Source organism: Paenibacillus sp. Y412MC10, assembly GCF_000024685.1.
GTDB lineage: Bacteria > Bacillota > Bacilli > Paenibacillales > Paenibacillaceae > Paenibacillus_AQ > Paenibacillus_AQ lautus_A.
Genome location: NC_013406.1, coordinates 853,332 through 879,472, shown reverse-complemented (window position 1 = coordinate 879,472; position 26,141 = coordinate 853,332). Strand labels below are relative to the sequence as shown.

Annotated in this window: 23 protein-coding genes and 1 riboswitch; of the genes, 6 read left to right on the top strand and 17 right to left on the bottom strand. The window is 52.2% G+C overall.

Annotated elements, in window-relative coordinates; translation table 11 throughout:
* Positions 1 to 89: 89 nt before the first annotated feature.
* Together GYMC10_RS03745 and GYMC10_RS03740 are read left to right on the top strand one after the other, a co-directional pair.
* Positions 90 to 1,562 (top strand): carboxylesterase/lipase family protein, encoded by a 1,473-nt coding sequence (locus GYMC10_RS03745; protein WP_261979733.1) that lies wholly within the window; start codon positions 90 to 92, stop codon positions 1,560 to 1,562.
* Positions 1,562 to 2,329 (top strand): sulfite exporter TauE/SafE family protein, encoded by a 768-nt coding sequence (locus tag GYMC10_RS03740; RefSeq protein ID WP_012818922.1) that lies wholly within the window; start codon positions 1,562 to 1,564, stop codon positions 2,327 to 2,329. Before GYMC10_RS03745 ends, GYMC10_RS03740 begins: the two co-directional genes overlap by 1 nt.
* A gap of 140 nt (positions 2,330 to 2,469) precedes the next feature.
* Here GYMC10_RS03740 and GYMC10_RS03735 read toward each other — a convergent pair whose 3' ends face one another.
* The 14 genes from GYMC10_RS03735 to GYMC10_RS03670 form a co-directional block, all read right to left on the bottom strand.
* Positions 2,470 to 3,684 carry a TraB/GumN family protein gene (locus GYMC10_RS03735; protein WP_012818921.1) on the bottom strand — a complete coding sequence of 405 codons (1,215 nt, stop codon included), beginning with the start codon at positions 3,682 to 3,684 and terminating at the stop codon, positions 2,470 to 2,472.
* 162 nt (positions 3,685 to 3,846) lie between these two features.
* On the bottom strand, positions 3,847 to 5,151 hold the full coding sequence (locus GYMC10_RS03730; RefSeq protein WP_012818920.1) for an ABC transporter permease: 1,305 nt from the start codon (positions 5,149 to 5,151) through the stop codon (positions 3,847 to 3,849).
* Positions 5,144 to 6,046, bottom strand: a complete 903-nt coding sequence (locus tag GYMC10_RS03725) for an ABC transporter ATP-binding protein (protein WP_041621923.1) — start codon at positions 6,044 to 6,046, stop codon at positions 5,144 to 5,146. The genes GYMC10_RS03730 and GYMC10_RS03725 overlap by 8 nt, the downstream gene beginning before the upstream one ends.
* 22 nt (positions 6,047 to 6,068) lie before the next feature.
* On the bottom strand, positions 6,069 to 6,971 hold the full coding sequence (locus GYMC10_RS03720; RefSeq protein WP_012818918.1) for an ABC transporter ATP-binding protein: 903 nt from the start codon (positions 6,969 to 6,971) through the stop codon (positions 6,069 to 6,071).
* Between the two features lie 6 nt (positions 6,972 to 6,977).
* Positions 6,978 to 7,379: a GntR family transcriptional regulator gene (locus GYMC10_RS03715; RefSeq protein ID WP_012818917.1), complete on the bottom strand. Its 402-nt coding sequence runs from the start codon at positions 7,377 to 7,379 to the stop codon at positions 6,978 to 6,980.
* Between the two features lie 74 nt (positions 7,380 to 7,453).
* Positions 7,454 to 8,179 carry a hypothetical protein gene (locus tag GYMC10_RS03710; RefSeq protein WP_012818916.1) on the bottom strand — a complete coding sequence of 242 codons (726 nt, stop codon included), beginning with the start codon at positions 8,177 to 8,179 and terminating at the stop codon, positions 7,454 to 7,456.
* A gap of 277 nt (positions 8,180 to 8,456) precedes the next feature.
* The gene (locus GYMC10_RS03705) at positions 8,457 to 8,921 is read right to left on the bottom strand and encodes a DUF420 domain-containing protein (protein WP_012818915.1); all 465 of its coding nucleotides are present in this window, start codon (positions 8,919 to 8,921) and stop codon (positions 8,457 to 8,459) included.
* A 24-nt stretch (positions 8,922 to 8,945) separates the two neighbouring features.
* A complete protein-coding gene (gene ctaG / locus GYMC10_RS03700; RefSeq protein ID WP_012818914.1) occupies positions 8,946 to 9,854 on the bottom strand; it encodes a cytochrome c oxidase assembly factor CtaG in 909 nt (302 codons plus the stop codon).
* Positions 9,855 to 9,954: 100 nt separating this feature from the next.
* Positions 9,955 to 10,278 carry a cytochrome C oxidase subunit IV family protein gene (locus GYMC10_RS03695; RefSeq protein WP_012818913.1) on the bottom strand — a complete coding sequence of 108 codons (324 nt, stop codon included), beginning with the start codon at positions 10,276 to 10,278 and terminating at the stop codon, positions 9,955 to 9,957.
* Positions 10,279 to 10,281: 3 nt separating this feature from the next.
* Positions 10,282 to 10,902, bottom strand: coding sequence for a cytochrome (ubi)quinol oxidase subunit III (locus GYMC10_RS03690; protein WP_009590523.1), 621 nt, complete (start codon positions 10,900 to 10,902; stop codon positions 10,282 to 10,284).
* Complete coding sequence (ctaD, locus tag GYMC10_RS03685; protein ID WP_374705894.1) at positions 10,899 to 12,746, bottom strand: cytochrome c oxidase subunit I; 1,848 nt, start codon at positions 12,744 to 12,746, stop codon at positions 10,899 to 10,901. Before ctaD ends, GYMC10_RS03690 begins: the two co-directional genes overlap by 4 nt.
* Before the next feature lie 83 nt (positions 12,747 to 12,829).
* Positions 12,830 to 13,879, bottom strand: coding sequence for a cytochrome c oxidase subunit II (coxB, locus tag GYMC10_RS03680; RefSeq protein WP_009590534.1), 1,050 nt, complete (start codon positions 13,877 to 13,879; stop codon positions 12,830 to 12,832).
* Between the two features lie 436 nt (positions 13,880 to 14,315).
* Positions 14,316 to 15,065 carry a type I methionyl aminopeptidase gene (gene map / locus GYMC10_RS03675; protein WP_012818911.1) on the bottom strand — a complete coding sequence of 250 codons (750 nt, stop codon included), beginning with the start codon at positions 15,063 to 15,065 and terminating at the stop codon, positions 14,316 to 14,318.
* Positions 15,066 to 15,322: 257 nt separating this feature from the next.
* The gene (locus GYMC10_RS03670; RefSeq protein ID WP_006208082.1) at positions 15,323 to 15,511 is read right to left on the bottom strand and encodes a hypothetical protein; all 189 of its coding nucleotides are present in this window, start codon (positions 15,509 to 15,511) and stop codon (positions 15,323 to 15,325) included.
* A gap of 377 nt (positions 15,512 to 15,888) precedes the next feature.
* On the opposite strand from GYMC10_RS03670, the gene GYMC10_RS03665 reads away from it, so the two are divergent.
* The 4 genes from GYMC10_RS03665 (at position 15,889) to GYMC10_RS03650 (ending at position 19,834) form a co-directional block, all read left to right on the top strand.
* Positions 15,889 to 16,926: a serine hydrolase domain-containing protein gene (locus tag GYMC10_RS03665; protein WP_012818910.1), complete on the top strand. Its 1,038-nt coding sequence runs from the start codon at positions 15,889 to 15,891 to the stop codon at positions 16,924 to 16,926.
* A gap of 166 nt (positions 16,927 to 17,092) precedes the next feature.
* On the top strand, positions 17,093 to 17,371 hold the full coding sequence (locus GYMC10_RS03660; protein WP_009590511.1) for a hypothetical protein: 279 nt from the start codon (positions 17,093 to 17,095) through the stop codon (positions 17,369 to 17,371).
* Between the two features lie 63 nt (positions 17,372 to 17,434).
* A complete protein-coding gene (locus GYMC10_RS03655; RefSeq protein WP_012818909.1) occupies positions 17,435 to 19,396 on the top strand; it encodes a hypothetical protein in 1,962 nt (653 codons plus the stop codon).
* 99 nt (positions 19,397 to 19,495) lie between these two features.
* Positions 19,496 to 19,834 carry a DUF4870 domain-containing protein gene (locus GYMC10_RS03650; RefSeq protein ID WP_012818908.1) on the top strand — a complete coding sequence of 113 codons (339 nt, stop codon included), beginning with the start codon at positions 19,496 to 19,498 and terminating at the stop codon, positions 19,832 to 19,834.
* A gap of 126 nt (positions 19,835 to 19,960) precedes the next feature.
* On the opposite strand, the gene GYMC10_RS03645 is transcribed toward GYMC10_RS03650, so the two are convergent.
* The 3 genes from GYMC10_RS03645 to GYMC10_RS03635 form a co-directional block, all read right to left on the bottom strand.
* Positions 19,961 to 21,322, bottom strand: a complete 1,362-nt coding sequence (locus GYMC10_RS03645) for a nucleobase:cation symporter-2 family protein (protein ID WP_012818907.1) — start codon at positions 21,320 to 21,322, stop codon at positions 19,961 to 19,963.
* A gap of 39 nt (positions 21,323 to 21,361) precedes the next feature.
* Positions 21,362 to 21,931, bottom strand: coding sequence for a xanthine phosphoribosyltransferase (locus GYMC10_RS03640; protein ID WP_009593434.1), 570 nt, complete (start codon positions 21,929 to 21,931; stop codon positions 21,362 to 21,364).
* Positions 21,932 to 22,077: 146 nt separating this feature from the next.
* Positions 22,078 to 22,178: riboswitch (purine riboswitch) on the bottom strand.
* A gap of 163 nt (positions 22,179 to 22,341) precedes the next feature.
* A complete protein-coding gene (locus tag GYMC10_RS03635; RefSeq protein ID WP_144374295.1) occupies positions 22,342 to 26,097 on the bottom strand; it encodes a stalk domain-containing protein in 3,756 nt (1,251 codons plus the stop codon).
* Positions 26,098 to 26,141 lie beyond the last annotated feature (44 nt).

The window sequence follows — 26,141 nt, the reverse complement described above, 5'->3', positions numbered from 1 at the left end:
TTTATATAATCTAATATATATTAGGGCTCATCATAGAAACAAGATATAATAATCTCATCTTGTAAGGATAGGAGACGGTCAACTTGATCGTGCAAACATTATCTGGCACAGTGGAAGGCGCCGATTTAAACGGCGTGCATGTATTCCGGGGCATCCCCTATGCTGCCGCACCTGTAGGCAATCGCAGATTCAAGCCTCCGGCCCCTCCGCTCGCTTGGACGGGCGTAAGGCCGTGCAAGCAATTCGGGCCGATCGCCCCCCAGCAGCATCAGCCGAACGGGAACGTGCCCGGGCTTGCACAGTCCGAGGATTGCCTAAACTTAAATGTGTGGACAACGGGCGTCAATGAGAAATTAAAACCGGTCATGGTTTATATACACGGCGGCGGGTTCGTGTCGGGGAACGGAGCGGAGTGCGATGGATTCCGTTACGCAGCAGAGGATGGGATCGTCTACGTATCGATCAATTATCGGCTGGGCGCGTTAGGTTTTTTGTATTTGGGAGACCTGCTCGGCAACGAGTCTGAAACCTCCGGAAACCATGGCATGCTTGATATCGCGGCTGCCCTCCGGTGGGTTCGGTTGAATATTACCGCTTTTGGCGGCGACCCGTCGCGGGTAACCGTCATCGGCAATTCTGCCGGGGCCAAATGTACCGCCACCCTCTACGTGATGGAAGCGGCACAGGGCTTATTTCACCGGGCCATTGCCCAAAGCGGCGCAACGCAGTCGATACGGGATTGCCAAACCGCCAATGTCACGACTCTTAGGCTGCTTGAAGAGCTGGGGTTACCGCTAGCACAGGCGCATCAGCTGCTTGAACTTCCTGCCGAGAGAATCATCGAAGCGCAGTCGGTGATCGGCTCCGACACCTCGCGCAGCCTGCATATGTTCGGCCCGGTTGCCGACGGCCATGTCATTCCGTTGGATCCACTGGCGAGTCTGGCGGGGAACGCCGGCCTCCCGCCGCTGCTGATCGGCACGAATGAGAATGAAGCGGCTATTTTTATCCATAACGATCCGGCGCTTCAGTCCCCGGCTTTCGAGACGCTCGAACGTTTCTTCGGTGAGAATGCCGCTGTGGCGTGGAATGCTTATGCTTGTTATGAGCAATCGATGGCATCGGGTGAAGCGTGGAGCAAAACATTGACCGAACATCTCTATACGATCGGAGCGATGCAGTTTGCAGAAGCCGTGGCATCGTCAGGAACTCCTGTATGGATGTATCGGCTCCAATGCGGCGGCTCGCTCGGCGCGATACACGGGTATGAAGGCAGTCTCATCGGCGCAGCATTCAACCGAAATGCGATGCCCGCTGAATGGCACTCCAATGAGGATCCCTATTCCGTAGCCGCCGAGAGCTATGCGCTGGCACGCGCCATGCGGGAAGCATGGGTCGCATTCGTACAAAGCGGAGAGCCGAATATTCGTGCGTTGCCGGCTTGGCCCGTCTATGGGAGCGGGCACCCTACCATGGTGCTGGACCAAAACAGCTGCATTCGAGAGGACCTGCCGGTTCCCGCCGGAATCGGCGTGCCCCATCAGGTTTGGTGGATGGCCTGATGTTGTTGATCCAGATCGCCCTCGTTATGGTGCTGCTCGGACTACTCCTCGGTTTCGTGGGCGCAGGCGGATCGGGTTTCATCATCTCCATCCTGACGGTTGTATTCGGTTATCCCATCCATACCGCGCTGGGTACCGCACTGGCGGCGATGTTCTTCTCGTCGCTTTCCGGTTCGGTCAGCCATTATCGGGAAGGGAATATGGTGCTGAGAACGGGTGCCGTCGTGGGCTTAGCCGGTGCGGCAGGGGCGTGGGTCAGCTCAGGCTGGTCCTCGCTGATTCCCGAGGATCAACTGGGCTTTATGACATCCGGGATGCTCTTCGCCTCCGGACTGGCCTTATGGTTCAGGATGATGTACGTCTCACGGCGGTCCAAGGCTTCCGAGGTCTCGGCTCCACCGGTTGTCCAGGGTTTCCGATACTGGCTGCAGGCGCTGCTCATCGGACTGATCACCGGTGCCTTATCGGGTTTGTTCGGAATCGGCTCCACTCCGTTCATCCAGATCGGGCTCATGCTTGTCCTTGGCATGTCGATGCGCTTTGCCGCCGGCACGACCATGCTGGTCATCATGCCGATTGCGCTGGCCGGAGGCGCCGGATACTTCTCGATCGGATACCTGGATGTTCAACTGCTCGCCGCCGTTGTGGTCGGGACGATGTCCGGCTCGTACGTCGGAGCAAAATTTACGAAGCGCGTACCCGTTGTCTGGCTGAAAACCTGCATGGTCCTTACCCCGATGATCGGCGCTGCCATATTGCTGCTGTAAGGACTGTTCGAACAGCTTCTAGTTATTTATAAAATACGGAAACAACAAAAAACCTTCCAATGTTCGTCATTCGATCATTGGAAGGTTTTCGCTTTTTGAATGTTAGAATCGAGTCATAATTCGCAAGCAATGGCTTTTATCTATTTACGATCAACGGTATAGCCTTTATCCTCAAGCAGCTTCACGATGCCATGCTCACCCAGATAGTGGGCTGCGCCAACCACGATGAAGTACTCTTCTTTTTTGCCGTTCTTCAGGTATCCGTCGATTTTCTCGGCCATGCCGATGTTTCTGTCAATCAGCATCGCTTTGTTGTATTCCTCATCAACGGCCATGCTGTTGGTGAACTCCAGCAGCGCCTCATCATTACCCGTCTTCCACATTTCAGCCAATTGCTCCACACCGTCATCCAAGACGTCGAAATTATCCAAGGCGATGTTGAGATTCTTTTCTTGCAGCTCTTTGGAGAAGCCATTAAACATGCCGAGCTGCAATTCATAGGATTCTAGCTCGATTACCGGAATTTTGCGCTCGATCGCTTTCTGGACGAAATACAGATCGATTCCAGCAGCGGCTTCGTAGCCAGCCTTCACCGCTTTTAAGCTGCTGATCGTGGTTTCCACTACCCAAGGCTTGAATGCATCCAAGGCATTCGGCTTCATGCCGCTCTCCGTCAGGATTTTGCCTAGCTTGGCGTACGTCTCGCCGGACACATGATCCTTGAGCGCTGTTCCATCCTTATACATGCCCATATCCATGATCAGCTGCTGCTGCGCTTCGTCAGCTGCTTTGCTGACATCAACCTCGACGCCGAGATAGTCTGCTTCGGCAAAGGCTTCCTCAAATTCCGGACGCAGCGGGTAGAAGCTGTCATCCGCGATATGCATGGAGCCCACCAGATACACAGTATTCCCATTGCTCTCTACTTCCCACATAAACCCGCGGCCGCCGGTCTGTGCGGTTTCCGTCGCCTTGGAAACTAGCAGAACGGTACGGGTTGCTGCATTCCATTTGACCTCATAGCCGGCTGCGTCCCCGACAACCCGAATGGGTGCATAGGTTACGCCATTGATTCGTTTCAGTTTGCCTTTCAGGGTAATGGTCTTACCGTCCACCACCGCAGTAATGGTGTCATCTGCAGCTCCCGTCAGCTTCACGTCCAAAGCCTGGAGCGTGCTTCTAAGCGGAACAAGCGTCGTGCCTTTTTCTATAACCGGTGTGCCAAGCGAGTATTCGACAACTTGGTTATTCACTTTCACAGCCGGCTGCGGCGGCGCTGCCATGGCAGGCACTGACGTGGCGAGCAATCCCGCCGAAATCGTGAGAGACAAGAGCATGCGTTTCCAATTTTTCATGTATGTAAGCTCCTTTATGTTGGTGTGGTCTTATGCGGCAAAGAATAACCGTGCTGTACTCTACTTATTTTATGGGGTTATGTCCGCCATACCGATGTCGGTATGGCGCCCCCCTTAACTCTGCTTTTTTGTTCCAGCAGCCCAAACACTACTTGCAGTGCTTTACATCTTATATGCTTTCATTGCTTTTCGGAGCTCCTTGAACGTAGGGCGTTTACCGTACATCAGGACACCGGTGCGATAGATTTTCGCAGCCAGCCAGCCGAAGACGAGAATGGCCGCGATCAGGATTGCCAGCGAGAGAAGAATCTCCCATACGGTGATGTCGCCTAGTCCGATCCGTACCAGAATCGTGGTCGGCGAGATGAACGGAATGTACGAGGACACCTTCATCAGCATCGAGTTTGGAGCGCTCAGGCTAAAGATCGCGATATAGAACGCCACCAGCGACAGCATCGTAATCGGCATGACCGCCTGCCCTAAATCCTCGGTACGGCTGACGATCGAACCAATGGCCGCATAAAGCATCGCATACAAGAAATAGCCAAGGATGTAGAAGATTAAACCGAACACCAGCAGCATCGGGTCAATCGCGCTCAGGTCGAGATTCATGTCCTTCAATGTATCCAGGTTGTGCGGAAGCATCAGGTTCACGGCGGCCACGATGCCGAATGCGGCGATCTGCGACAGACCCAACAGGAACATGCCGATGACCTTGCCAAACATTTGGCTCAGCGGAGATACGCTTGTAATCAAGATCTCCATAATGCGGGAGCTCTTCTCTGTCGTCACTTCGGAGGCGATCATGTTCCCCGTACCCATCAAGGTGAAGAAGAACAGAATAATCAGAGCGTAAACCACAATGTAGTTGATAACCTCGGAAGCCCCTTCCTTCTCATCCGAAGCCCCGTCTGCATTGCCAGACGGATTCGTGCTTATGCTGCGTGCGTCAATCTGAACCGGCATATTCAGTTCATTGATCTGGGCATCGGACAAATTGAGTCCTTCTACGATGCTGCGCGTCTTCGCCACCTGCAGCGCTGCTTGCAGATTGGATTGCAGTTCCGGGCTCATGGCCTCGTCTTCGGAGCTGTAGACCACGGTTGGGAACGTATTGCCTTCTTGCGCTTCAAATTTCAAATAGCCTTCGATTACGCCGTCTTTAATGTCTTGATTCAGGGCAGCTTCATCTGCCGTTTCGTATTTGACGAATTCGTAGGAATTGGCCGGTAAGCTGCTCCAAGTGGTCTCCAATTGTTCGGCAAGCGTTTGTTCTTGTCCATATACCAGCCCGATGCGGGTGGTCTCGTCGGATCCAGCCTTATCCCCCGTAAACATTTGGATCAGAAAAGGAAGATTGATCCCGATCGTAATAATGAGTGCAAATATCAAGGTAGAAACGAGAAACGACTTCGTTCTTACTTTATTCATGAACGTAAATCGGATAACGGTCCACATATTATTCATTGGATTCACCTACCGCCTTTATGAAGATTTGATTGAGTGTCGGTTCCTTCACTTCAAACCGATGGATCGTGCTTTGCGACATGGCCGTATTCAAAATGTTCTGCGCTGCATCGACCTGACTGATTCGGATGGAGTAACCGTCCTCTGTCCGCTCCACCGCCGTTACGCCAGGCAGGGCTTCAAGACCCCGAACTTCACCGGACGTACCGAGCACCACCTCTTCACGAGGATACTTGGATTTGATATCCTTCAAATTCCCTTTTACCACCGTATTGGAGCGATGGAGAATCGTAATGTTTTTGCACAGTTCCTCAACGTGTTCCATCCGGTGAGTGGAGAACAGAATACTCGTTCCTTTGTCTCGGAGTTCTTTTACCGTTGATTTCAGAAGTTCGACGTTAACCGGATCCAGTCCGCTGAAGGCTTCGTCGAGAATGAGAATTTGCGGGTCATGGACAACCGCTGCGATAAAGCCCATTTTTTGCTGATTGCCCTTGGACAGCTCTTCGATCTTCTTGTCGTAATAGTCGGGAACTTCAAACCGTTCCAGCCAGTATTTCAAACTCTTATCCGCGTCTTTCGCGGACATGCCCCGCAGCTGAGCCAAGTAGGAAATTTGCTCGCTGACCTTCACTTTCGGGTATAACCCGCGCTCTTCCGGCAAGTAACCCATAATGTGACGCAGTTCCTTGTTGTACGGCTTTCCGTTGTACAGGATCGTTCCGTCATCCGGGTAGATCAGTCCAAGCACCATCCGCATGGTGGTTGTTTTGCCGGCGCCGTTCGCCCCGAGCAGCCCGTAGATTTCACCTTCCTCAACCTGAAGCGAAATCCGGTTTACTGCCGTTTTGTCTGCATAAATCTTAACTACATTGTCTAATTGCAATCGTTGCATCTCCTAAAAACCCCTCTCTATCCTAGTTCTGCACATTGGCAGGCATGTTTCCGTCAATCCATAATCGAAGCACTTCATCCAGCTCCAAGGAACGGGTCTGAATAAACGGGATGCCTGCAGACTGCAGGATCTTCTCCACTTCCAAGCATTCCGTCGTTATAAAAGATATCGTGCTCGCTGTCTCTTGCTTGAAGCTCAGAATACCCGGCAGCTCCTTTACAATGGAGGCATCTCCCTGAATCCAGCATTCCCTCCAGTTGTCCAGCAGCGAATCCTTCTCCACCATGCCGAGCATCTTCCCGTGATGGATGAGAATGACATAGTCCGCCAGACGCCGGATTTCATCCACCACATGGGTGGAGAGCACGATGGTCGTATCCATGGACTTCATCACTTTGTGCAGCTGATCGATCATCAGCTTCCATGCGAATGGATCCAGGCCCGAGGAAGGTTCATCCAGCAGCAGGAACTTGGGCCTTGGCGCCAGCGCAGCGGCGATCTCGAACTTGCGGCGTTCCCCCTTGGACATCTTGCGCAGTTTGACGCCCCGCGGGACATCGAACCGGGATAGAAGCTCATCGAAAAAGTAACCGTCCCAATCGTCATACCAGGATGCGCGGAAGCTGGCCGCTTCATCCACCGTCATATGCTGTTCTTCTATGCTTAGCTGTTCAGGAACGAAGCCCATTTGTTTACGGATCGAGACCGGAAGCTCTCCCCGGTAAGACTCGCCGAACCAGGTGATTTCTCCTTCGTCCGGAAACACGGTCTGCATCATCATGTTCAGCAGCGTGCTTTTTCCCGAGCCGTTAGGTCCTACCAGGGCAACGATATATCCTTGAGGAATCGATAATTGGATCGGGCCGATGGTTTTCGTTCTTCGCCGTTTAATGACATTACGAAACTCAATAACATGCGGTTCCATGGAATGTTAGAGACCTCCTTTGGCGTCATATTTTTCCCGGACAACTTCCATGAACATCTCTTTCATCTCATCTTCATTGAATTGAACGGCAAGCCCTTTATCTACGGCATCCCTTAATGCCTCAATGACCGCATCGCGTTTATATTGTTCTCGGGCTTGGTCGCCGACGCCGGCAACAAAGGTTCCCGTGCCTTGCCTCGTTCGCAGCAGCCCTTCATTCTCAAGATCCTGATACACCCTGCGCACCGTAATAACGCTACACTTCAGATCTCCGGCAAATTCCCTAATGGATGGCAATAACGTTCCCTCCTCGATTTGACCGCTAATAATGAGCGAGCGCAGCTGTGTTTCAATCTGGTGATATAAAGGCTCTGCGCTATTTTCATTGATCTGTATCAGAAGTCGCACCTTTTACCACCTCGCTTTTCTTTTGTGCATAAGCCCGTGCCATTGCATGCCATACGGATTCATCTTTAGGTCCTTCATGATAAATCCCTGGTCTGCTGCCGCATGTAGGTTAACTTGCTCATAAGCAGCATGGACACCAATCCCGCAATCAGCGAACCCCACATCACCGGAGATAACAGGCTCCATTTCATGGCGGCGTTCGCTGCGAATTCGAATATGCTGTAACCCAGCAGGCTCAGTACAGCGATCAATCCCGAAAGGAGCAGACTCATAAGAACGGTATTCCTTAGATACACCTTGCCGCTGCACATATTTTCCCAGTAGATATAAGGTCCCGTTAATAAAAATCCAACCCCGACCCATGTCAGCATAAAGGCGATATAGCTTGGAATATCCATCACGCCTCTAAGGTGATTCCCGATAGCATAGATGATTCCGTAAAACACGATGCTGTTGATGGCAAAAGCGATTAGGGAATTAATGATCCGACTAACAAAAATCGCGGAAGCCGGCACCGGTATGCTCCGGTAGAAGTACAGCATTCGGGTGTATGAATCCTCGTTCAAATATTTGAAGGACTTCCGGTTAAATAAAAATCCTACAAAAGGAGCAAAAAGCACCATGATAAAATCGACAAACGGGTTATTGTATTCGTCTAGATGCTCGAACTGAACGTTTATGACGACGCTCGTGGCGAACCCCATGTACAGCATGAACAGTATCGTCCATATGATTTGGAGCTTATCGCTTGCGAAGTCTTTCTTTACGATCTTCATCGCATTATGGATAACCTGTTGCAATGCGTCTCACCCTTTCATTCCTTCATATATTCATTTCGTTTTATTATCGCAGTCTGATCTCACTGTGCTTAGTGTGATTACTGTGCTCACTGTGTATATCTTTATACACAGTATATAGTGTGCATATAAACAGTGTCAATAGAAGTTGTAAAATTTTATGATTATCCTGGTTTCAACAGCGACCGGAAATGGATACACTCCGCCTCCTCTGCCCACAATTGAGCCGCCAAAACAAAAAAACACCCGCCAGATTTCTCTGACGGGTGTTCTCCTCCAATTACATTCCAAATATGACTTTCCATACAGGCTGGGTATGCCCGCCCGGGTACAACAGGTACAACAAGGTATACACGGCTACGCCGGTGATGGCCGTAAAGAACCAGATGATCGACGTAACTTTGCCCCACTTGCGGTGCTTGGAGAACTTCTCCTTGAAGCCGAGGACCAGCGTCGTGATCCCGAACACAGCGGCTACGGTAGCCAGTACAATGTGGAAGATCAGGAATATCTGGTAATACGGCTTCAGGTCATCAGGTCCGCCCCATGACGTGTTGCCGATGAATACGGTGCGCGAGGAATAGATGATAAAGAAGATGACGGCTGCGATGGCCGCCCAGATCATCACTTTCTTGTGGGCCTCGCGCTTCCCTTTAATGATAAGTCCCCAGCCAATCGCCACCAGCACGGCGCTGATGACGATGAACGTTGTACTGACCGTGGGAAATATAAAAAACCAATCCATATGGATCCCCCTTCAATAATCCTGTTACGCCTGATTGAGTTTGCCCGGAGGAATCTCGCCAGGCAAAGGATCGTCCTCCTGATTTTCTCGTTTGTACCAGTGAAAGAACACATAGGCCAGCATCGAGGCAAAAATGATTTCCTGGAAAAACTTCATGATGATCCCGCCCACTCGCTGGTCAATCGCGGGCTCCAGGTAGCCGAAGAACTCCGGCCCACCGAACTGGCTGAGCAACGCGGAGGTATCGCCGGCAACGCAATAGCCCATCGCCTTCGCCCATACCACTGGATCGCTATAAGTTGCGTACATCGGTTCGCTTGAGAAAATAATGAGCCCGCATGCCGGTGTCAGCAAGACCATGTTGAGAAAGATGTATCCCATCTTCATAAGCCCTGACGACTTGTCCTTCTCCGGAATCGGTTTAATGATGGCCCACCACATCAGCAGCGAGGCGATAAACAGGATCAAGTAATACAGACGGTGCACCCAGAAGTTTAACATGACAAAGTCATGGATGACCGGGATGTGATAAAACGAAAACAAGCCGTTAAACAGAACCGCGGCAACAATCGGACGCGCAAGGAAACCGAGCTTCTTAAACGGATTGACCTTGTCGAAGGCGCGCCACATCCAAACAGGAATACCCAGAATCAAGAGCGGCACTGCCATTAGATAGGACATGGCCATACTGACCATATGAAACGAGAACATTGTATGCCCGAGCAGTTCAATAGGTCCACCCTGTGCGAGATAGAACGTTAGCATACCGCCTACAAACAGTGTTTTCCTTCCTGCGGAAACCGGAGCACTCCCTTCAAAGCGACTGCTTAGCGGCCCGGTCAACAGGAAGTAGCCTGCCGTAACGAGCAGCATAAATGCCAGGAACAAGGGACTCCATTTATCTGCAAAACTAAAATATTCTAAGCCCAGCATGCAAAAACCTCCCCTAAACGGGTTAAATTCTGTCGAAATTGTGACACCTTCCTACGACTTAAAAAAAGAGGGGGCTGAAGTAGCCCACCTCTTTTTCATTTTACCACCAAACCCAGAACAGTGCCATGACAATACAGGTACTAGCTACGAAGAAGCCGCCAATCATGAACAGGATTGGCATCAGATGCCCTTTGTCCTTCAAGTGCATCCAGTAACCCATTTGCACGAACACCTGCAACACAGCCATAACCAGCAAAAGGATGATCGTAAATGCTGTGTTGATGCCTCCGGCCGCGACAGCCGCAAAAGCAATCGCAGTCAAGACGATGGAGAAAATAAAGACGACAATGTGTTTCTCAGGACCTTCCACACGATGGCGGTGTTTCACTGTAGGCCCCTCATTGGATTGTTGATTCGCAGTCATTCCTTAGCCCACCTTTCCAAGAAGGTATACGACCGAGAAGATGAACACCCATACAACGTCGATAAAGTGCCAGTACATAGCAGACACATAAACCTTAGGTGCTGTAACCACGGTTAACCCTTTTCTGTACAGCTGAGCAATCAACAGGCTGATCCACACGACCCCGAAAGCAACGTGGGCGCCGTGGAAGCCAACCAGCGTATAGAATGCAGACGAGAATGCACTCGTCTTCATGTTAAACGATTCATGCACAACATATTCATAGAATTCATAAATCTCAAGGCCAAGGAATCCAAGACCCAGGACAACGGTCACGATCAGCCACAGCTTCAGCTTCTCGATATTATGACGGTGCAGCGCCTGAATGGCGAACACGCTGGTCAAGGAACTGACAAGCAATATCAGGGTTGCTGCTGCCGTGATCGGCAGTGAGAACAGCTCAGCAGCAGTTGGACCTTCGTTGTTCTGGCCGCGAAGCGCCAGGAACGTTGCAAACAACGTACCGAAGAGCACGGCCTCTCCACCGAGGAAGAGCCAGAAACCAAGAACCTTATTACGGCCTTCGAGTGTTGCCTTCTCGGGCTCGTGAGGAAGTTCGCCGTTTACATGTTCAGCGTGACTCATGCTTTACCCTCCCCTTCCAGTTCTTCAACTTCGATGTGATATCCATGATCATCGTACAGGGAACGAGCGATCATTGCCGCGAACGTAATCAGAAGACCAACAATCAGAACGATATATTTATTGAAGATTAAGCTCATGAACGAATTCGAGAAGTCTTCCGTGCTAAACATGAAACCAAGACCCGCGATAAACAGACCCAGTGACATCACAAACGGAAGGATGCTTGGCGAAGGCATATGGATCGGGCCAACCGGCTCGGATGGTGTCATCTCTTTATTGCCTGCCATCTTCTCTTTCCAGTAAGCGTCAATGCCGCGAACGAGCGGAATTTGCTTAAAGTTGTACTCTGGCGGTGGAGAAGGAATGCTCCACTCGAGCGTGCGTCCATCTTCCCATGGATCCGCTGCAACGCCAACCGGTTTTCTTGTAGTGACGGCAATGTTAGCCAAGAAGAGCAATACGCCGATCCCCATCAAGATTGCACCGATGGTACTGATGAAGTTAAGTTCATCGAAATTCTGGTTCGGCAAGTACGAGACAATCCGCCGCTGCATACCTAGCAATCCAAGGAAATGCTGTACGAAGAATGTCATGTGGAAGCCGATTGCGAACAACCAGAACGTCCATTTGCCTAACGTTTCGTTCAGCATACGGCCGAACATTTTTGGCCACCAGTAGTGAAGGCCGGCAAACAGACCGAATACCAGACCGCCAACGATAACGTAGTGGAAGTGAGCTACGACGAAGTACGTGTCATGGAACTGGAAGTCTGCAGGAGCAGAAGCCAGCATGACGCCGGTAACCCCACCCATTACGAACGTCGGTACGAAACCGATCGCAAACAGGTTTGCGCTGGTGAAGCGGATTTGGCCGCCCCACATCGTGAAGAGCCAGTTAAAGATTTTGATACCGGTAGGAACGGCGATCAGCATCGTTGCGATGGAGAAGAGCGCATTCGCTACAGGTCCAAGACCTGTCGTAAACATATGGTGAGCCCAAACCATGAAGCCCAAGAAGGCGATCAGGATGGTTGCAAATACCATGGAACTGTATCCGAACAAACGTTTACGGGAGAATGTAGGGATAACTTCTGAGATAATACCGAACGCCGGCAAAATCAGAATGTAAACTTCAGGGTGACCGAAAATCCAGAAAATATGCTGCCACAATACTGGGCTTCCGCCTGCCGCAACATCAAAGAAATTGGCACCGAGCAAACGGTCAAAGCTGAGCAATACGAGACCTACCGTAATGGCAGGGAATGCGAACAGAATCATGGCCGAAGTGATGAACGCCGTCCATGTAAACATCGGCATTCTCATGAAGGACATGCCAGGCGCACGCATCGTAATGATGGTAGCCAGGAAGTTGATACCACCGATCAACGTACCGAGACCTGCAATCTGAAGTCCTATCGTGTAAAAGTCTACGCCGTGCGTGGACGAATAGTCGTTGGTGGAGAGCGGCGTATAGGACGTCCAGCCCGCATCAGGCGCGCCGCCCATAATCCAGCTCAGGTTAAGCAAAAGTCCACCGAACAAGAACGTCCAAAATCCGAGCGAGTTCAGAAACGGAAACGCGACGTCGCGTGCGCCGATCTGAAGCGGGATGACCGCATTCATCAAGGCGAAGATAACTGGCATAACGCCAAGGAAGATCATCGTCGTTCCGTGCATTGTAATCAATTCGTTAAATACTTGAGCCGATACCAGATCGTTCATCGGCTTGATCAGCTGCAAGCGGATCAGAATCGCTTCGATACCGCCTATCCCGAAGAAGAAACCACCCGCGATCAGGTATAATATACCGATTTTCTTGTGGTCGACGGTTGTCAGCCAATCCATGATCCCCGTGTAGCGTTTGACGCTATGGCTAGAAGCATGAGCGTGAGCCAAGGTTTGTACCCCCTTTTAAAGTTCTTGCTGTATTAATAATCCAACTTATAATTGGCCAAGTAATCGGCAATCTGCTCGATTTCTTCGTCACTGAAGCCGAGATCCTTCGGATTAGGCATCGTGTTGCCAGGTTTTACAGCCTGAGGCTCCATCAGCCATTCCACCAGGTTGTCTTTCGTCGGCTTAGTGCCTGGTTTGCCGCTTATGTCGTTCAGCAAGATACTCGCAATCGTCTCACGGGATCCAATGCCGGTCAGGTTAGGACCCATCGCTCCGCCTTGGTCGCCCACAGCGTGGCAGGAAAGACAGTTGGTCTTGAATTTCTCGGCGAGTGCCGCATCCGCAGGAAGCACGGCCGGCTCTTTGAATGCCGCCACCCATTTGTCAAATGCCGCATCGTCAACCGCTTTCACCCGGAATTCCATGAAACCGTGAGAAGGACCGCACAACTCCGCGCATTTACCAATGTATGTATCCGCTTTGTCAGCAACCAGAGTCATGTAGTTAACGCTGCCTTCCGTGTTTGTATCCATCTTGCCGCCGAGCGATGGTACCCAGAAGGAGTGAAGCACATCATTCGTTTTTAATTGGAATGCAATTTTCTTGCCTACGGGAACAACCAGCTCTTGAGCCGTTCTTACGCCGTAGTCTGGATAATTGAACTCCCACCAGAACTGGTGAGAAGTAACTTCCACCTTAACTGCATCTGGATTGTTCCAGTCGTTCTCTCCGTAAGCAAATACCTTTTGAATAGTAGGAACTGCAAGCACGAGCACCAAGAGCAGCGGAATCGCCGTCCAAATGATCTCAAGCTTATGGTTACCTTCCACTTGCTCAGGAATTTCATCTTGTCCCTTTTTTCTACGGAATTTAACAAGCACGTATGCGGCAATTCCAAATACCACAACCATTACGACGATCATAATCGAAATGGAGAGCTTAATTAAATCCAGTTGACCTTGTGCTACCGGACCTTGTGGTCTTAAGACCGACAAATCCTCTCGGCCGCAGCCGGATAACACCAAAGCAAACATGGCCATCAAAGGAAGAAGACGCTTTACAGCCTGCCACCGTTTCATCATTGATCTACCCCACTTTTCCGATTTTCGTAGACTACCATCCGGCGCAAACAGCGGTAATCTACCTGCACAATCACGGATGAAGTAATCCTGTCAATTAAAGCAATCACTTATTAAATATAAGTTCATGGGTTGCTTTTGTCAATCATTCACAGGGAGTTCACAAATTGTTCGAAAAGTCGTCAAAGTCGCGCCGTTACTGATTTTGCAATCGCTTTCAAAGCGCGTCTTCCACTCCGTGACCCCTCATTCGACATTCTTCACATCCCGTCAACGACAGCCTTCATAGCTATATATACAGTCATTTCCGCCTTTTTGAATCTGTATGCAGCCGTTCCCCTATCAACCCGGACAAACATGATGAAGGAGGTGTTCCTCGAAAGCCGCAACCGGCCCTGCAAAGAATGCCTCCTATTATTATGGTATATTTTTCGGCATCTTAATCCGTCAGAATAACAGCATCTCCACGCGTAATGGCAATCGTATGCTCGTACTGGACGCCCACCGATCCATCCGCACTGGAGATGGTCCAGCCGTCATCTCCCCAGAATACCGCGCCCGATGGGCCAAGGGTAAATACCGGTTCGATGGTAATGACCATGCCTGCTTTGAGTTTGAGGCCCCTTCCGGGATTTCCATAGTTCGGCACATCGGGCGGCTCGTGGATGGCGCGGCCGATGCCATGACCGACCAGCGGTTTGACGATCCCATAGCCTTCTCTTTCGGCAACCCGCTCGATCGCATGGCCGACGTCACCCAAGGTTGCGCCGTGCCGCGCGGCCTCGATCCCTTTAAACAGAGCTTCGTGCGTATGCTTCATCAGCTGCCTTACTTCCGGGGAAACCTGATCCACCGCGTAAGTCCAGCCGGAGTCGGCCAGCCAGCCGTTCTTGTTCACCACCATATCAATGGTGACGACATCCCCGGATTGCAGCGGACGCTGGTCGGGAAAGCCATGACACACCACCTCGTTGACCGATGCGCAAGTGGCGTAAGGAAAACCTTTGTATCCTTTTTGCTCCGGGAAGGCCCCGTTCTTCTCCAGAAACTTCTCGACCCTGGCATCGATCTGGCTGGTCGTGATCCCCGGTTTGATGACTTTGGCTATTTCACGGTGACAGGCGGCCAATATGCGCCCCGCCTCGCGGATATGTCCGATCTCTTCCTTCCGTCTAAGCTGTATCCTCACATCTGTCCACTCCCTTATATCCTTATCGGATCGATTGCTAACAATATATGTAGGGACCGATGCAAAATGCCCCGAGAAGCAGACTTTCCGCGTAACACGAAGACAAAATGGCTAAACGCAAAAAAACCGCTTTCGGGACATTTGTCCCAAAAACGGTTTAACCATAGGCCCTAAAATGGTTCATGTCATTAGTCGTTAACAAGGTGAAGATGCGATGCGTGTCTGTGATATTTCTATAGACCAGGTGCTGTTACAGGTTACGAAACGGAGGAATTCAGCTTGCCAAGTTCATGCTCAACAACAAGAGTAAGCTCTTCTTCGTAGCCCCCCATAATATGGTACTTCCGGACATACTCCTTTACAAATTTTTTCGGATCTTTAGGCCGGAAAATTCGTGTCATTTCCCGCAGACTTTCCTTAACCTCATTGTGACCTTTCGTTGCCATGATGGATCCCTCCCAAAACGTGTGGAATAAATTACTCCGTTTAAAGAGAATGCCGAAAAGATCTACCTCATTAAGTTGAAGCCATATTGCAGTTCTTACGGTGACCATTAGGTTGATATTCAGCAACTTACCAATGCACCTGACACTATACATACCCTAACAGCATGCAACTGAATCATTAATATATTATATCATATTCCTCTGTTTGTTTCATCTTTCCCAAAAATTGTTTTTCTGTACTATGTTTTTTCGCCGCGTCATCGGTTGCGCACAGAATTGGTTAAGATACTTTTAAACGATCCTGCCGGCTGCAAGCGGCGAATGCCGTCACCGGAATCAAAGATTGAGAAGATGAGATACAAGGAGGCCGTTATATCATGGTGAAGTCACAGACTATCCTGCATTCCCCCGTTGCCTCAAGCCCGCCTATTCCCGTTGCGGAGCCAGAAGACGCAGGCCTTCGGCGCGACGCGCTCGATCGGGTAGACCTGATCATACAGAAGCAATATCCGAAAATGCGGAGCTTTCTCCTCCTTCATGCCGGCAAACTTATCTACGAACGCTATTACGGCGGCCACGGCATATCCTCGCTGAATGATTTAAGGTCGGCCACCAAGAGCTTTACGTCTGCGCTTTTCGGCATCGCCCTCTCACGCGGCGAACTGCCTGACCTGAAAGCCTCCGTGACCGATATCTTTCAGCGATACGTTCCCCAGCGAGCTCATCCGTTATTGCGCAACGTGTCCCTTCATCATCTGCTGACGATGACCTCGGGCTTTGCGTGGCAAACCGGTAAAAAGCTCGGGGAACCGCTCATCCACCGTTTCCACCGCAACCGGAAATGGACGAGCTTCGCCCTATCCCTCCCTGTCGTCGAACAGGAAATGGGCCGATTCCAATACCGGAGCACCGATTCCCACCTGCTCTCCGTTGCGATTAGCGAGGCCACGGGAATGGACGCCTACACCTATGCCCGGAAATATCTGTTCGAGCCCCTCGGCATTCGCCATGCCGCCTGGTCCCCGAGCCCCGAGGGCCACAGCATGGGTCATATCGGCCTGTATCTTACCTCCCGCGACATGGCCAAATTCGGTCAATGCTGCCTGGACGGGGGACTGTGGCAAGGCAAGCCCGTCATTCCTGAAACCTGGCTTAAGCAGGCGTTCACTCCGCAGGTGAAAGGCTATCCGGCTTTCGGCGATTACGGGTTCCAATGGTGGACCGGCATTCAGAACGGATCGGTTTATGCGCTCGCCCACGGCCATGGAGGACAGCAAATCTACCTTTTTCCCCAGTTGGATGCGGTCGTCGTATTTACGGCAGACAGCAAGGTCAGCCGCTGGAAGAACCCGCGGGTACTGCTGGAACGCCATATCCTCGAGACCCTGAAATCCGCAGCGGCTTCCGCCGAATAGCTGGCAAATCGCAAACCTCGTTCTTTCTTCGCAAGAAGCGTTTGTGCCTTTTCCAAGCCCATTCACTGGCTAACCTGCAAATTTCGGCGGATAGTCCCCCCTCTTTCTGGTTACTTTATGCCATATGAATCATTTCTTAAAATCAAAGCTGAGAGGAGCATGCGACATGTCCGGTAAAGACAAGAATCTTCACCCGATTTCGCGAGAAGGGGTTGACGTGGACGGAACGTACACGAATGAATGGGGACGGGAGGAGTACCTGAAGCGAGGAGAGGAATTCCCGTTCGATCCGCAAATGGGCTCCACGGAGTGGCGGCTGGCGGAGTATGACTTCGACAACCACCATCAAGGCAGAACAGACGAGCGTCTGGTTCCGAAAGAAAAAGGTCCGGATAAACAGGTGAATGCCGAATCTCCGCTCCGCCATGACGTGGAAGTAGATTAAAGCCCTTGCATACGGCAGCGAAGAGATGATTCATCAGACCTGCTAATAAAAGGGTGATTTGATATGCGAAAATCGAAGCGGCTTCTGTGGTTGATCCCGGTCGCCGTCGTAGGAGCCATATGGCTTATAGCCAATGTCGTGGAACCGGAGTACGCCTATGTACCGCCAGCGCATAAATTGGAAAATTCCAATTCCACGCAAATCCAAGCCAAGCAAACAGGAGTCATTCGCCAGTATGACATTTGGGGCAAAACGCTTACGGTTCCGGGAACCGCTTTGCAGGATCAGCATCCGCGTTTGACAGCCGCCAATGGCGCGGTTGAGGTGACGAAAGAGCTGCTAACCTTGGGGCGCCGCACGCTGTATGAGGAATCCTTTGGCAATGAAGTGTTCTTGACCGATATTTTGGGGATCGTCGACGGTCCGATGAAGCTCAAAAACGTTGCTAAAGCCCTTGCCGAGCTGAAAGGACGGGGAACCACCAATTTGCGCGTCGAGCTTGATCAGGATGTGACCATCGGCGGTAAAACCTTCCGCAAGGGGGATAAAATCGATACCGGCTTTGACGTAGCCAAAGGAGCTTATTCCCCCATTGGCGTAACGTTCAAATATGCCGAAGGCAAAACCCGCATCGGCGTTAGCTGCATGGCCTGCCATGCCACCGTGAACCGTGATACGGGAAGGGTCGTGGAGGGCGCGCCCAATTCCGATCTGAACCTCGGTCTAATGCTGGCGTTGGCCCCGAATAGCGCAGCGTATTTCACCCACACGGACGTTGCGAACCTGGTGGATTACGTCAAGAACGGGCACCGTACCATCATAAATTCCAAAGGGCAAGCCGAAGCCCTCCCGGATCCCGCCCTGCTGGAAAAAGCCGTTGACGACAATCTGATCAAATGGGCGCCCGGCAATTTCGATACCACCGTCGATAAGGTCAGCGACGTGACCCAAATTCCCGATATGTTTACAAAGGGCGACCATCCGTACAGCTGGAGCGGCTTCGCCATCGCGGGTCCCTTCAACGGACTCAGCACCTTCAGCAACAATGTTCACGCCCAAAATACGGATACCTTGAGCCAAACCGAGGTCAGCGAGCTGCTAATGGGGATCGACAAAGAGATTTATGTGGGCACCATCCTGCAAAATGCGGCCCATCGCAAGTTTCGCTATGATCCAAGCAGCGGGCTGAAGCCGACCGAATTCTTCGACCGCCTGGACCCGAATCCCGGAACCCCCGGCGTTAATGAGGTCATCAAGATTCCGAACTTCCCCAAGGTTTCGGCCATAGCGCCGAATGGGCTGTATATCAGTTCGCCGGGTTTTAAGGCCGGGGAGCAGGTTAATGCCATGTCCGCTTATCAGAATACCGTCCGTCCGCCTGAAACCGATAAGGCTGAAACCTCCGATGCCAAGACCCTCAGCCTCGGGGCGGAAGTTTTCAAAAAAGCGCAGTGCATCACTTGCCACGCAGGCGACTATTTTACCAACAACCGCATTCTGCGTGCGGCAGAAATCGGCACCGAGCCTGCAAGGGCGAAGGCCTTCCATTTTACGCAGAACGCTTTTGGCGAGGCGGAGTTCTACCCGCCCGACACGCCTGTCCCGATTCCTCCGGACGCCAAGGCGACTAAAGTCCCGCTGGATGGAATAGATCCGGAGCAGATTCGGCTGGGCTTCGGCCATAAATCGGGCGGCGGTTATAAGGTCAAAGGATTGATCGGCCTCCGCTGGTCGGCACCGTATTTGCACGACGGGGGCGTCGCGGTCGGGCCGGAGCTGTCGCAAGCCGGAGTGCCGGCAACGCTTATGAAGGGCATTCACCCGGATCCCTACAACAGCCTGAAAGCCCTGATCGACCGCAAGTTGAGGCTGCGGGTCGTTGAGGCGAACCGCAAGGATTCGAGACTCAGGGATACCCACGTCACCGGTCAGGGACATGAGTATTGGGTCGACGAAAGCAGCGGGTTCACGCAGGAGCAGCAGGATGCGCTCGTCAAATATCTGCTCCAATTGAAAATGAAATAAGTCCGGGATATAACCATCATACTTTGTCCCATCGGCTCATAAGGTAAGGTATATAGCTTGCCCTACCCCAGAACCGGTCTAAGACAAGGAGTTGATGAGATGTCCCCTTTCAAATCGTCCACAGGACTTCCCGAGAATCTGGCCGCGACGCTGTGCTATCTTCTTCCCATGGTCGGAGGAATTCTGTTTCTTTCATTAGAAAAGAGAAGCCGATATGTCATATTCCATGGTCTGCAGTCCTTGCTGGCCTTCGGCCTCCTGGCCGTCGCCCACCTGCTGTCGAGCGCGGTGCCCATCATCGGCCTTCTGGCCTCCGCCCTCCTGGCGCTGGTCGGCGTGCTGATGTGGCTGGTGCTTATGTTTAACGCCATTCAAGGAAAATGGTTCAAGCTACCATGGATCGGCAATTTTGCGGAGAAACAAATGCAGCGCATCTAAGCTAGGTCATGCAAAAACGGCTTCCTCCCCATATTAGGAGGAAGCCGTTTTTTTGGGCTTTAGCCGAGAACCGAACAGGATCAAAAAAAGCAGCCGGAACGGATCCGGCTGCTATCGAAGATTATTTTAAGCTGCGTGCCCTTCTGCCGTTTCACCCCGCTCAGTGCGGGTCGGCTTCGTATATTTCAAGCCGTTAAAGATCAGATTCAGCACAATCGCGGTCAAGCTGCCGGCCACGATGCCGTTATCGGCAAGAATGCGCAGGTTGTCGGGCAGGCTGGCGAACAGGCCCGGCACGGTTGTGACGCCAAGACCCATGCCGACGGAACACGCGATAATGAACAGATTCTCATGACGGTTAAGGTCTACTTGATCCCCTAACATCCGAATGCCGGAAGACACCACCATGCCGAACAGGGCAACCATCGCCCCGCCCAGAACCGACGTCGGCACAAGCTGCGTCATGGCGGCAATCTTCGGCACGAATCCGATCAATACAAGCAAACCGCCTGCCACTACGATGACGTCGCGCGTCTTCACGCGGCTCATCTGAATCAAGCCAACGTTTTGGGAGTACGTGGTATAAGGGAACGAGTTGAAAATACCGCCTACCACAATCGCAAGACCCTCCGCGCGGTAACCTCGGGACAAGTCCTTGGAGGTGATATCGCGATCCACGATTTTGCCAAGCGCCATAAATACGCCCGTCGATTCGGCAACGCTGACGATCGCTACCAGAATCATCGTCATGATCGGAACGATTTTAAACTCCGGCGTGCCAAAAAAGAAAGGCTGCGGCGCGCGGAACCAGCCGGCTTCGCGCAATGGGGTGAGATCAACCCCGCCGTATAACGCGGCAACCAGGGTGCCGAGAATGAGACCCAAAAGAACGGAAATCGAACGCAAGAAGCCTTTGGCAAAACGATTCATGATGATTATGAAAGCAAGAACGCCGAAACCAAGGGAAATGTTCAGTGCGCTGCCAAAATCCTCACTGCCTTGACCGCCCCCAAGGTCGTTCAAAGCTACGGGGATCAGCGTCAGACCGATAATGGTGACTACGCTGCCTGTAACGACAGGCGGGAATACCTTAATCAGCTTACCGAATAAACCGGAGAACAGAATGACAAACAAACCGGAAGCGATAATCGCTCCATAAATAGCCGACATGCCATGCTGCTGTCCGATAATGATCATCGGGCCTACCGCCTGGAATGCGCAGCCGAGCATGACTGGAAGACCGATACCGAAATACTTGTTGCCGAACACCTGCAGCAAAGTAGCGACTCCGCATGCCAGCAGGTCGATGGCGATGAGATACGTCAGCTGCTCCGTCGTTAAACCGAGTGCGCCACCGACGATAAGCGGTACGATGATTGCCCCTGCGTACATTGCCAATACATGCTGCAAACCCAGCGAAAAGGTTTTGCCCGGACTCCGATTTTTATCGAAAATCGGTTCTTGCACCGCTTGTTTCTGTTGTTCCATGGCTTCTTGATTCCCCCCAATAAATTATTAGCTTTCGTTCTATGCGAATGTCACTACGCCGTCTTCAAGCGATGCAATCCGTACGAGCGATTCTACCCGGTAGCCCGCTTCGGCCAGCAGGCGTCCTCCCGGTTGAAAAGCCTTTTCAATGACGATCCCGATGCCTACCACTTCGGCACCCGCCTGCTCGACGATTCGGGCAAGCCCGAATGCCGCCTCGCCGTTGGCAAGGAAGTCATCCACGATCAGTACTTTATCGCCCGGCTTGATGAATTTCTTAGCGACCGTAATTTCGTTGGTCTCCTGCTTCGTGAAGGAGTACACCTTCTCCACGAATATATCCTCACGGAGCGTCAGCGATTTCTGCTTCCGTGCAAAGATGAGAGGCACTTCCATCTCAAGCGCGGTCATGATGCCCGGTGCGATGCCGGAGGATTCGATGGTCAATACGCGAGTCACGTTCGCTTCCTTGAACAATCGCGTAAATTCCTTTCCCACCTCTTTCATCAATACCGGATCCATCTGGTGATTCAGGAACGAATCCACCTTCAGTACCTGTCCGCTTAATACAATGCCTTCCTCTTTCACTTTGTTCTGCAGTAATTGCATGATGCTCCCCCTTAAATTTGTTGTCCGCATTCCAAGCAAAAAAGCCCACTTCCTCCCTTCACCGAATCGCCGGGAAAGAAACAAGTGGGCATAAGCAGCAAAAACGCACCGTTAGCCGTCCGATCAAACGGAATTGACCTGGCTTGTCCGCTGCTGCTATAACCCGTAGTCCAATCATTTCCGGTGATCGGGTAGAGACATGCAGGCCGATTCCTGCACCTATACGAGAAAATGTATGATATCCGAATTCCTTAGAATGCTTACGTATAAATGATATATTTCCGAATGAATGAAGTATAACGCATTCCCTATGAAAAAATAAAGTGAAAATTTACGGAAATAATAAACTACTGGTCAATTAAAGAGAAAAAAGGCTGCCCCATACGATTAATGGGACAGCCTTCCCTGCATCAACTTGTAGGTATCACTTCGATTATCCATTCCAGGGGCTCACCGATGGGCACCGACATATCGCTGTTTATATCAACCAGCTGGATACGGAGCGTATAAGTCCCGACATGAGCTTGCTGCCAGCGGAACAGGATATCGCTCCCATTCCCTCCCAGATCCATGTCCCCAGCCGTTAACCCTGCATTCACTCGGTATACCCCTTCACGATCCGGAGTTGCGATCTCATACCCCTCCGTCGGAATCGTTCCCGGCTCATGCGGCTTCATCCGGAATCCGAGTACGCCCAGACTTACCGGCTGACCATGGTCATCGAGTATCGTCAATTCGTAGCCAACCCGGGTATCCTCGCTCAGTCCGTACGCTTTGGAAGAAAACCCCCAATACATATCAAGGGCTGCCGGAAACGGCCCTTCGCCAATGAATTCGAATTGCGAGAAGGGACTGACCTGGATGGAACGGACGCCTTCTCCAAGCACAGTCAATTGGCCTTCTTTGATCTCGAGCAGCTCGATCTTCTCCGTATAGCCGCCCGGCTCCAGCAGCTCGGCATAGAACTCCAGCGGAGTATCCGGCGAAGCAACCTCGCTTAACTTAAAGCCGGTACCATCAACAGACTGCAGCGCAAAGCTTCCCTCTGCGTTGGATTCCACCGTCTGCTCGCCATGACGGACAGGCAGACCCACGACCGGAATTCCATCCCTTGTCAGCGTCACCCTGACTTGAACTTCCAAGTCATCGGCTAAGCCTTTCGTCTCGAAATGAATGGATCCAAAATAATTGTCTGGGCGGGCCGACAGTTCACTGCTCATATCATCGCTATATATAACCTTCACGAAAGGATCGGTCCCCGGCGGCTCCGTCGTAGGAGGTTCCGTTACCGGAGGCTCAGTCACTGGGGGCTCGGTCACAGGCGGACCGGTTACAGGCGGCGACACGCTGCCTCCTGATCCCGAGCCGCCTCCAGGACTAACCGGCATCGGCTGCCGAGCGCCTTTCTCCTGCTCCGCCTCTTTCTTGCCCTGGAGAAAACGTGCCTGCTCCTCTGCGCTTAAGGATTGAAGAAGCCGCTCTTCAGCCTTCTTCTTCATTTCCTCCTGTGCTTTTCGGTTCGCTTCATCCTGCTGCTTCTTCTGCTGCTCGATCTTAGCCAGCATGTCGCCGAGTTTCTCCTGCAGCTGATCCAGCTGATTCTGCTGTTGATCTTGCTTCTTCTGTATCTCTTCCTGCTTGCGCTTCAATGCTTCCAAGCGCGCCTGCTCCAGAGCAGGGTCGAGGCCGGCTTGTTTATCCAAATCTTTCACTTGGCCAGGATCAAATATCTTCCCCGAATCCGGGTTCGCTTCTTTAATCAGTTTATCTATTTCTTCTTGGCTGGCTTTTTTCTTATCAAGCGCCTCTTTCGCGATATTTCCGATGAGGTTATTCAAATTATCCGCGACTTTTGCCAAATCGTCCGGCGATTTCATAATCAAGTCTTGAGTGCCGGTTCCGCTTTGTCCGGACTGTAGTTCTTGCCGCTTCTTCTCGAGAAACTCCTCGTTCTCCCGGTCGATGTCGTTCTTATTCTTAATTATCTGAGCAATGATTCCCGGCGAAGCGTTCCCCATCAAATCCTCAATATCGATGAATTGTACAGGGGGGCGTCCCTCCTGTGAACCGCCTAGCGATATTTGTTGCGTGGGACTAATCATGACCGGGCCGGATGGCAGCAAGGAACCTTCTGTGCCCGTCGGCACCAGCGAAGAGCTTACTTTCCCGCTAGCGGTCACTACGTTTGTCATCCCTGTTAAGGGGTTGACGGTGATTATAAAATGCGTGCCTTGTACGCTATTGTCCGCATAACCGGTCCGCACGTCGAAACGATCCGTCGACCGGGCCAGGTCGGTAACATCATAATAAGCCTGCCCAGCCTCCAGATTCAGCCGAGTTACGTTGGAGATGCCAATCTTGCGAAGCTGCTCGACCACCAGCGTCGTGTCGTTGCCTAACGTAATGACATCTTCCGTATCCAGGATCCGAAGCTTGGCGCCTCCCGTGCCGGAGCCGGTAACCATTTCATCGTCTTCACCCAGCATCATCCCCTTGTAGGCGTCCACCTGCGCATACCCGCCGTAACGGAGCTTGGCCGAACCGGTGATTTCCACGACCTGCATGCGTCTCGGCGTAAAGTTCGAAGTGCTGAAGCTAACATTCCCCGGCTTCGTTTCCCGTTCAGCCAAATCCCGGATGATAACCAGCTTTGTGCTGGCGTTCCATTGGACATCCTTGCCCATCAGTTCGGCCACCGCTCGCAGCGGAGCCATCATCTGGCCGTTGGCGATATACGGCTCAACTTCCGTCGCCGCTCGGGAAACTTCTTTGCCCGCCTGATCCCGGGTCATATAGGGATCTCCGGCTTGCAGCGTGATGACATCCTCGCCAAGGGTTAAAGTCATTTCCTTATTCTTGGCATCATAACTCAAACGGGTTCCGAGCAGCGTGCCTAACGTTCTGACAGGCACCACGATCTGGCCCTGTTTCATAACGGCCAAGTCGCCCAGTTGGGCCGCCTGATCTCCATAAGCTGCGGCGATCCCTTGGCCTGGTTGCCAGGCATCGGGCGTCTTATAGCCGGACCATGCCCGGACGGCCCCATTGCGTTGGTCCGCGATGAACAGCTCCCCACTATCCGAAGCGACGGCAATATCCGCCGGCGCGTTGAATCGGACCTCGCTTTCAATTCCATCCGCGTAACCTCTGGTTCCGCCGGCCATGGTGGATACGCGTTCGTCTTTCAGTTGACGCACGGCATGATTATGGGAATCTGCAATGAGAAGTCCATCCTCCACGCTCCATGCCAATCCCCGAGGCGAGTTGAAGCGGGCTGCATCCGCAGCTCCGTCCAGATAGCCAGGATCTGCGTATAACGCGTCCTTGGCGTAGCCATCGGATGACGGAACGCTGCCGGCGGCCGTCGAAACGGTCCCTTTCCCGAAATCGATATAGCGGATCGCGTGATTGCCCGAATCGCTGACATACAAATTGCCTTTACCGTCAAGCGCAAGACCTGCCGGCTCGTTAAATTGCGCTTCAGCAAGCGATCCGTTCTTGTAGTCCCCTGCCAATGCGATGACTCCGGCGCGAACCTGGACAGCACGCGTCGACGGGCTGCCAATCGTCGTTACTTCCCCATCCGGAGAGATCCGCCTAATGACGTGGTTCAGCGTATCCGCCACATACAGAATGCCGTCCTCGGTAACCGCAACGTCCTGCGGCTCGTGGAACAAGGCATCTTGAGCCTTCCCGTCCTTCAGCCCAATCCGTCCGTTGCCCGCTATGGTGGTTACTCTGCCCGCTTGATCGATTTTACGAATGGCATGGTTGCCTGAATCGGCTATGTACACTTGACCTTTTCCGTCAACGGCAATCCCGGACGGCCGATTCAAAAATGCAAGCTCGCCCTGGCCATCCAGGAGCCCGCCGATCGGAAGTCCCCCGCCGTCCCGCTTGTAGGACAAGGAGGCGCCTGCGAGAATGCTGCTCTTCCCGTCCTTTATTTTGCGAATCACATGGTTCTCCGTATCGGATACGATAACGGAGCCGTCACGCAGCCAAGCCACACTGCCCGGTTGTCGCAATCCTTCCGAAGCCAGTGACGAGGATAGCCCGGCTGCATGCCCCGGCCCCCCTGCAATCGTAGTCGATTGACCTAAAGGTAATCCGTTGCCGGCGACGAGCCTCTCTTTGCTTGGAAGAGGCGCAGTTGATGCTGCCATGGCGTCGCTTGCTCCCCCAAATACACTCCCCGCAAGGACAGCGG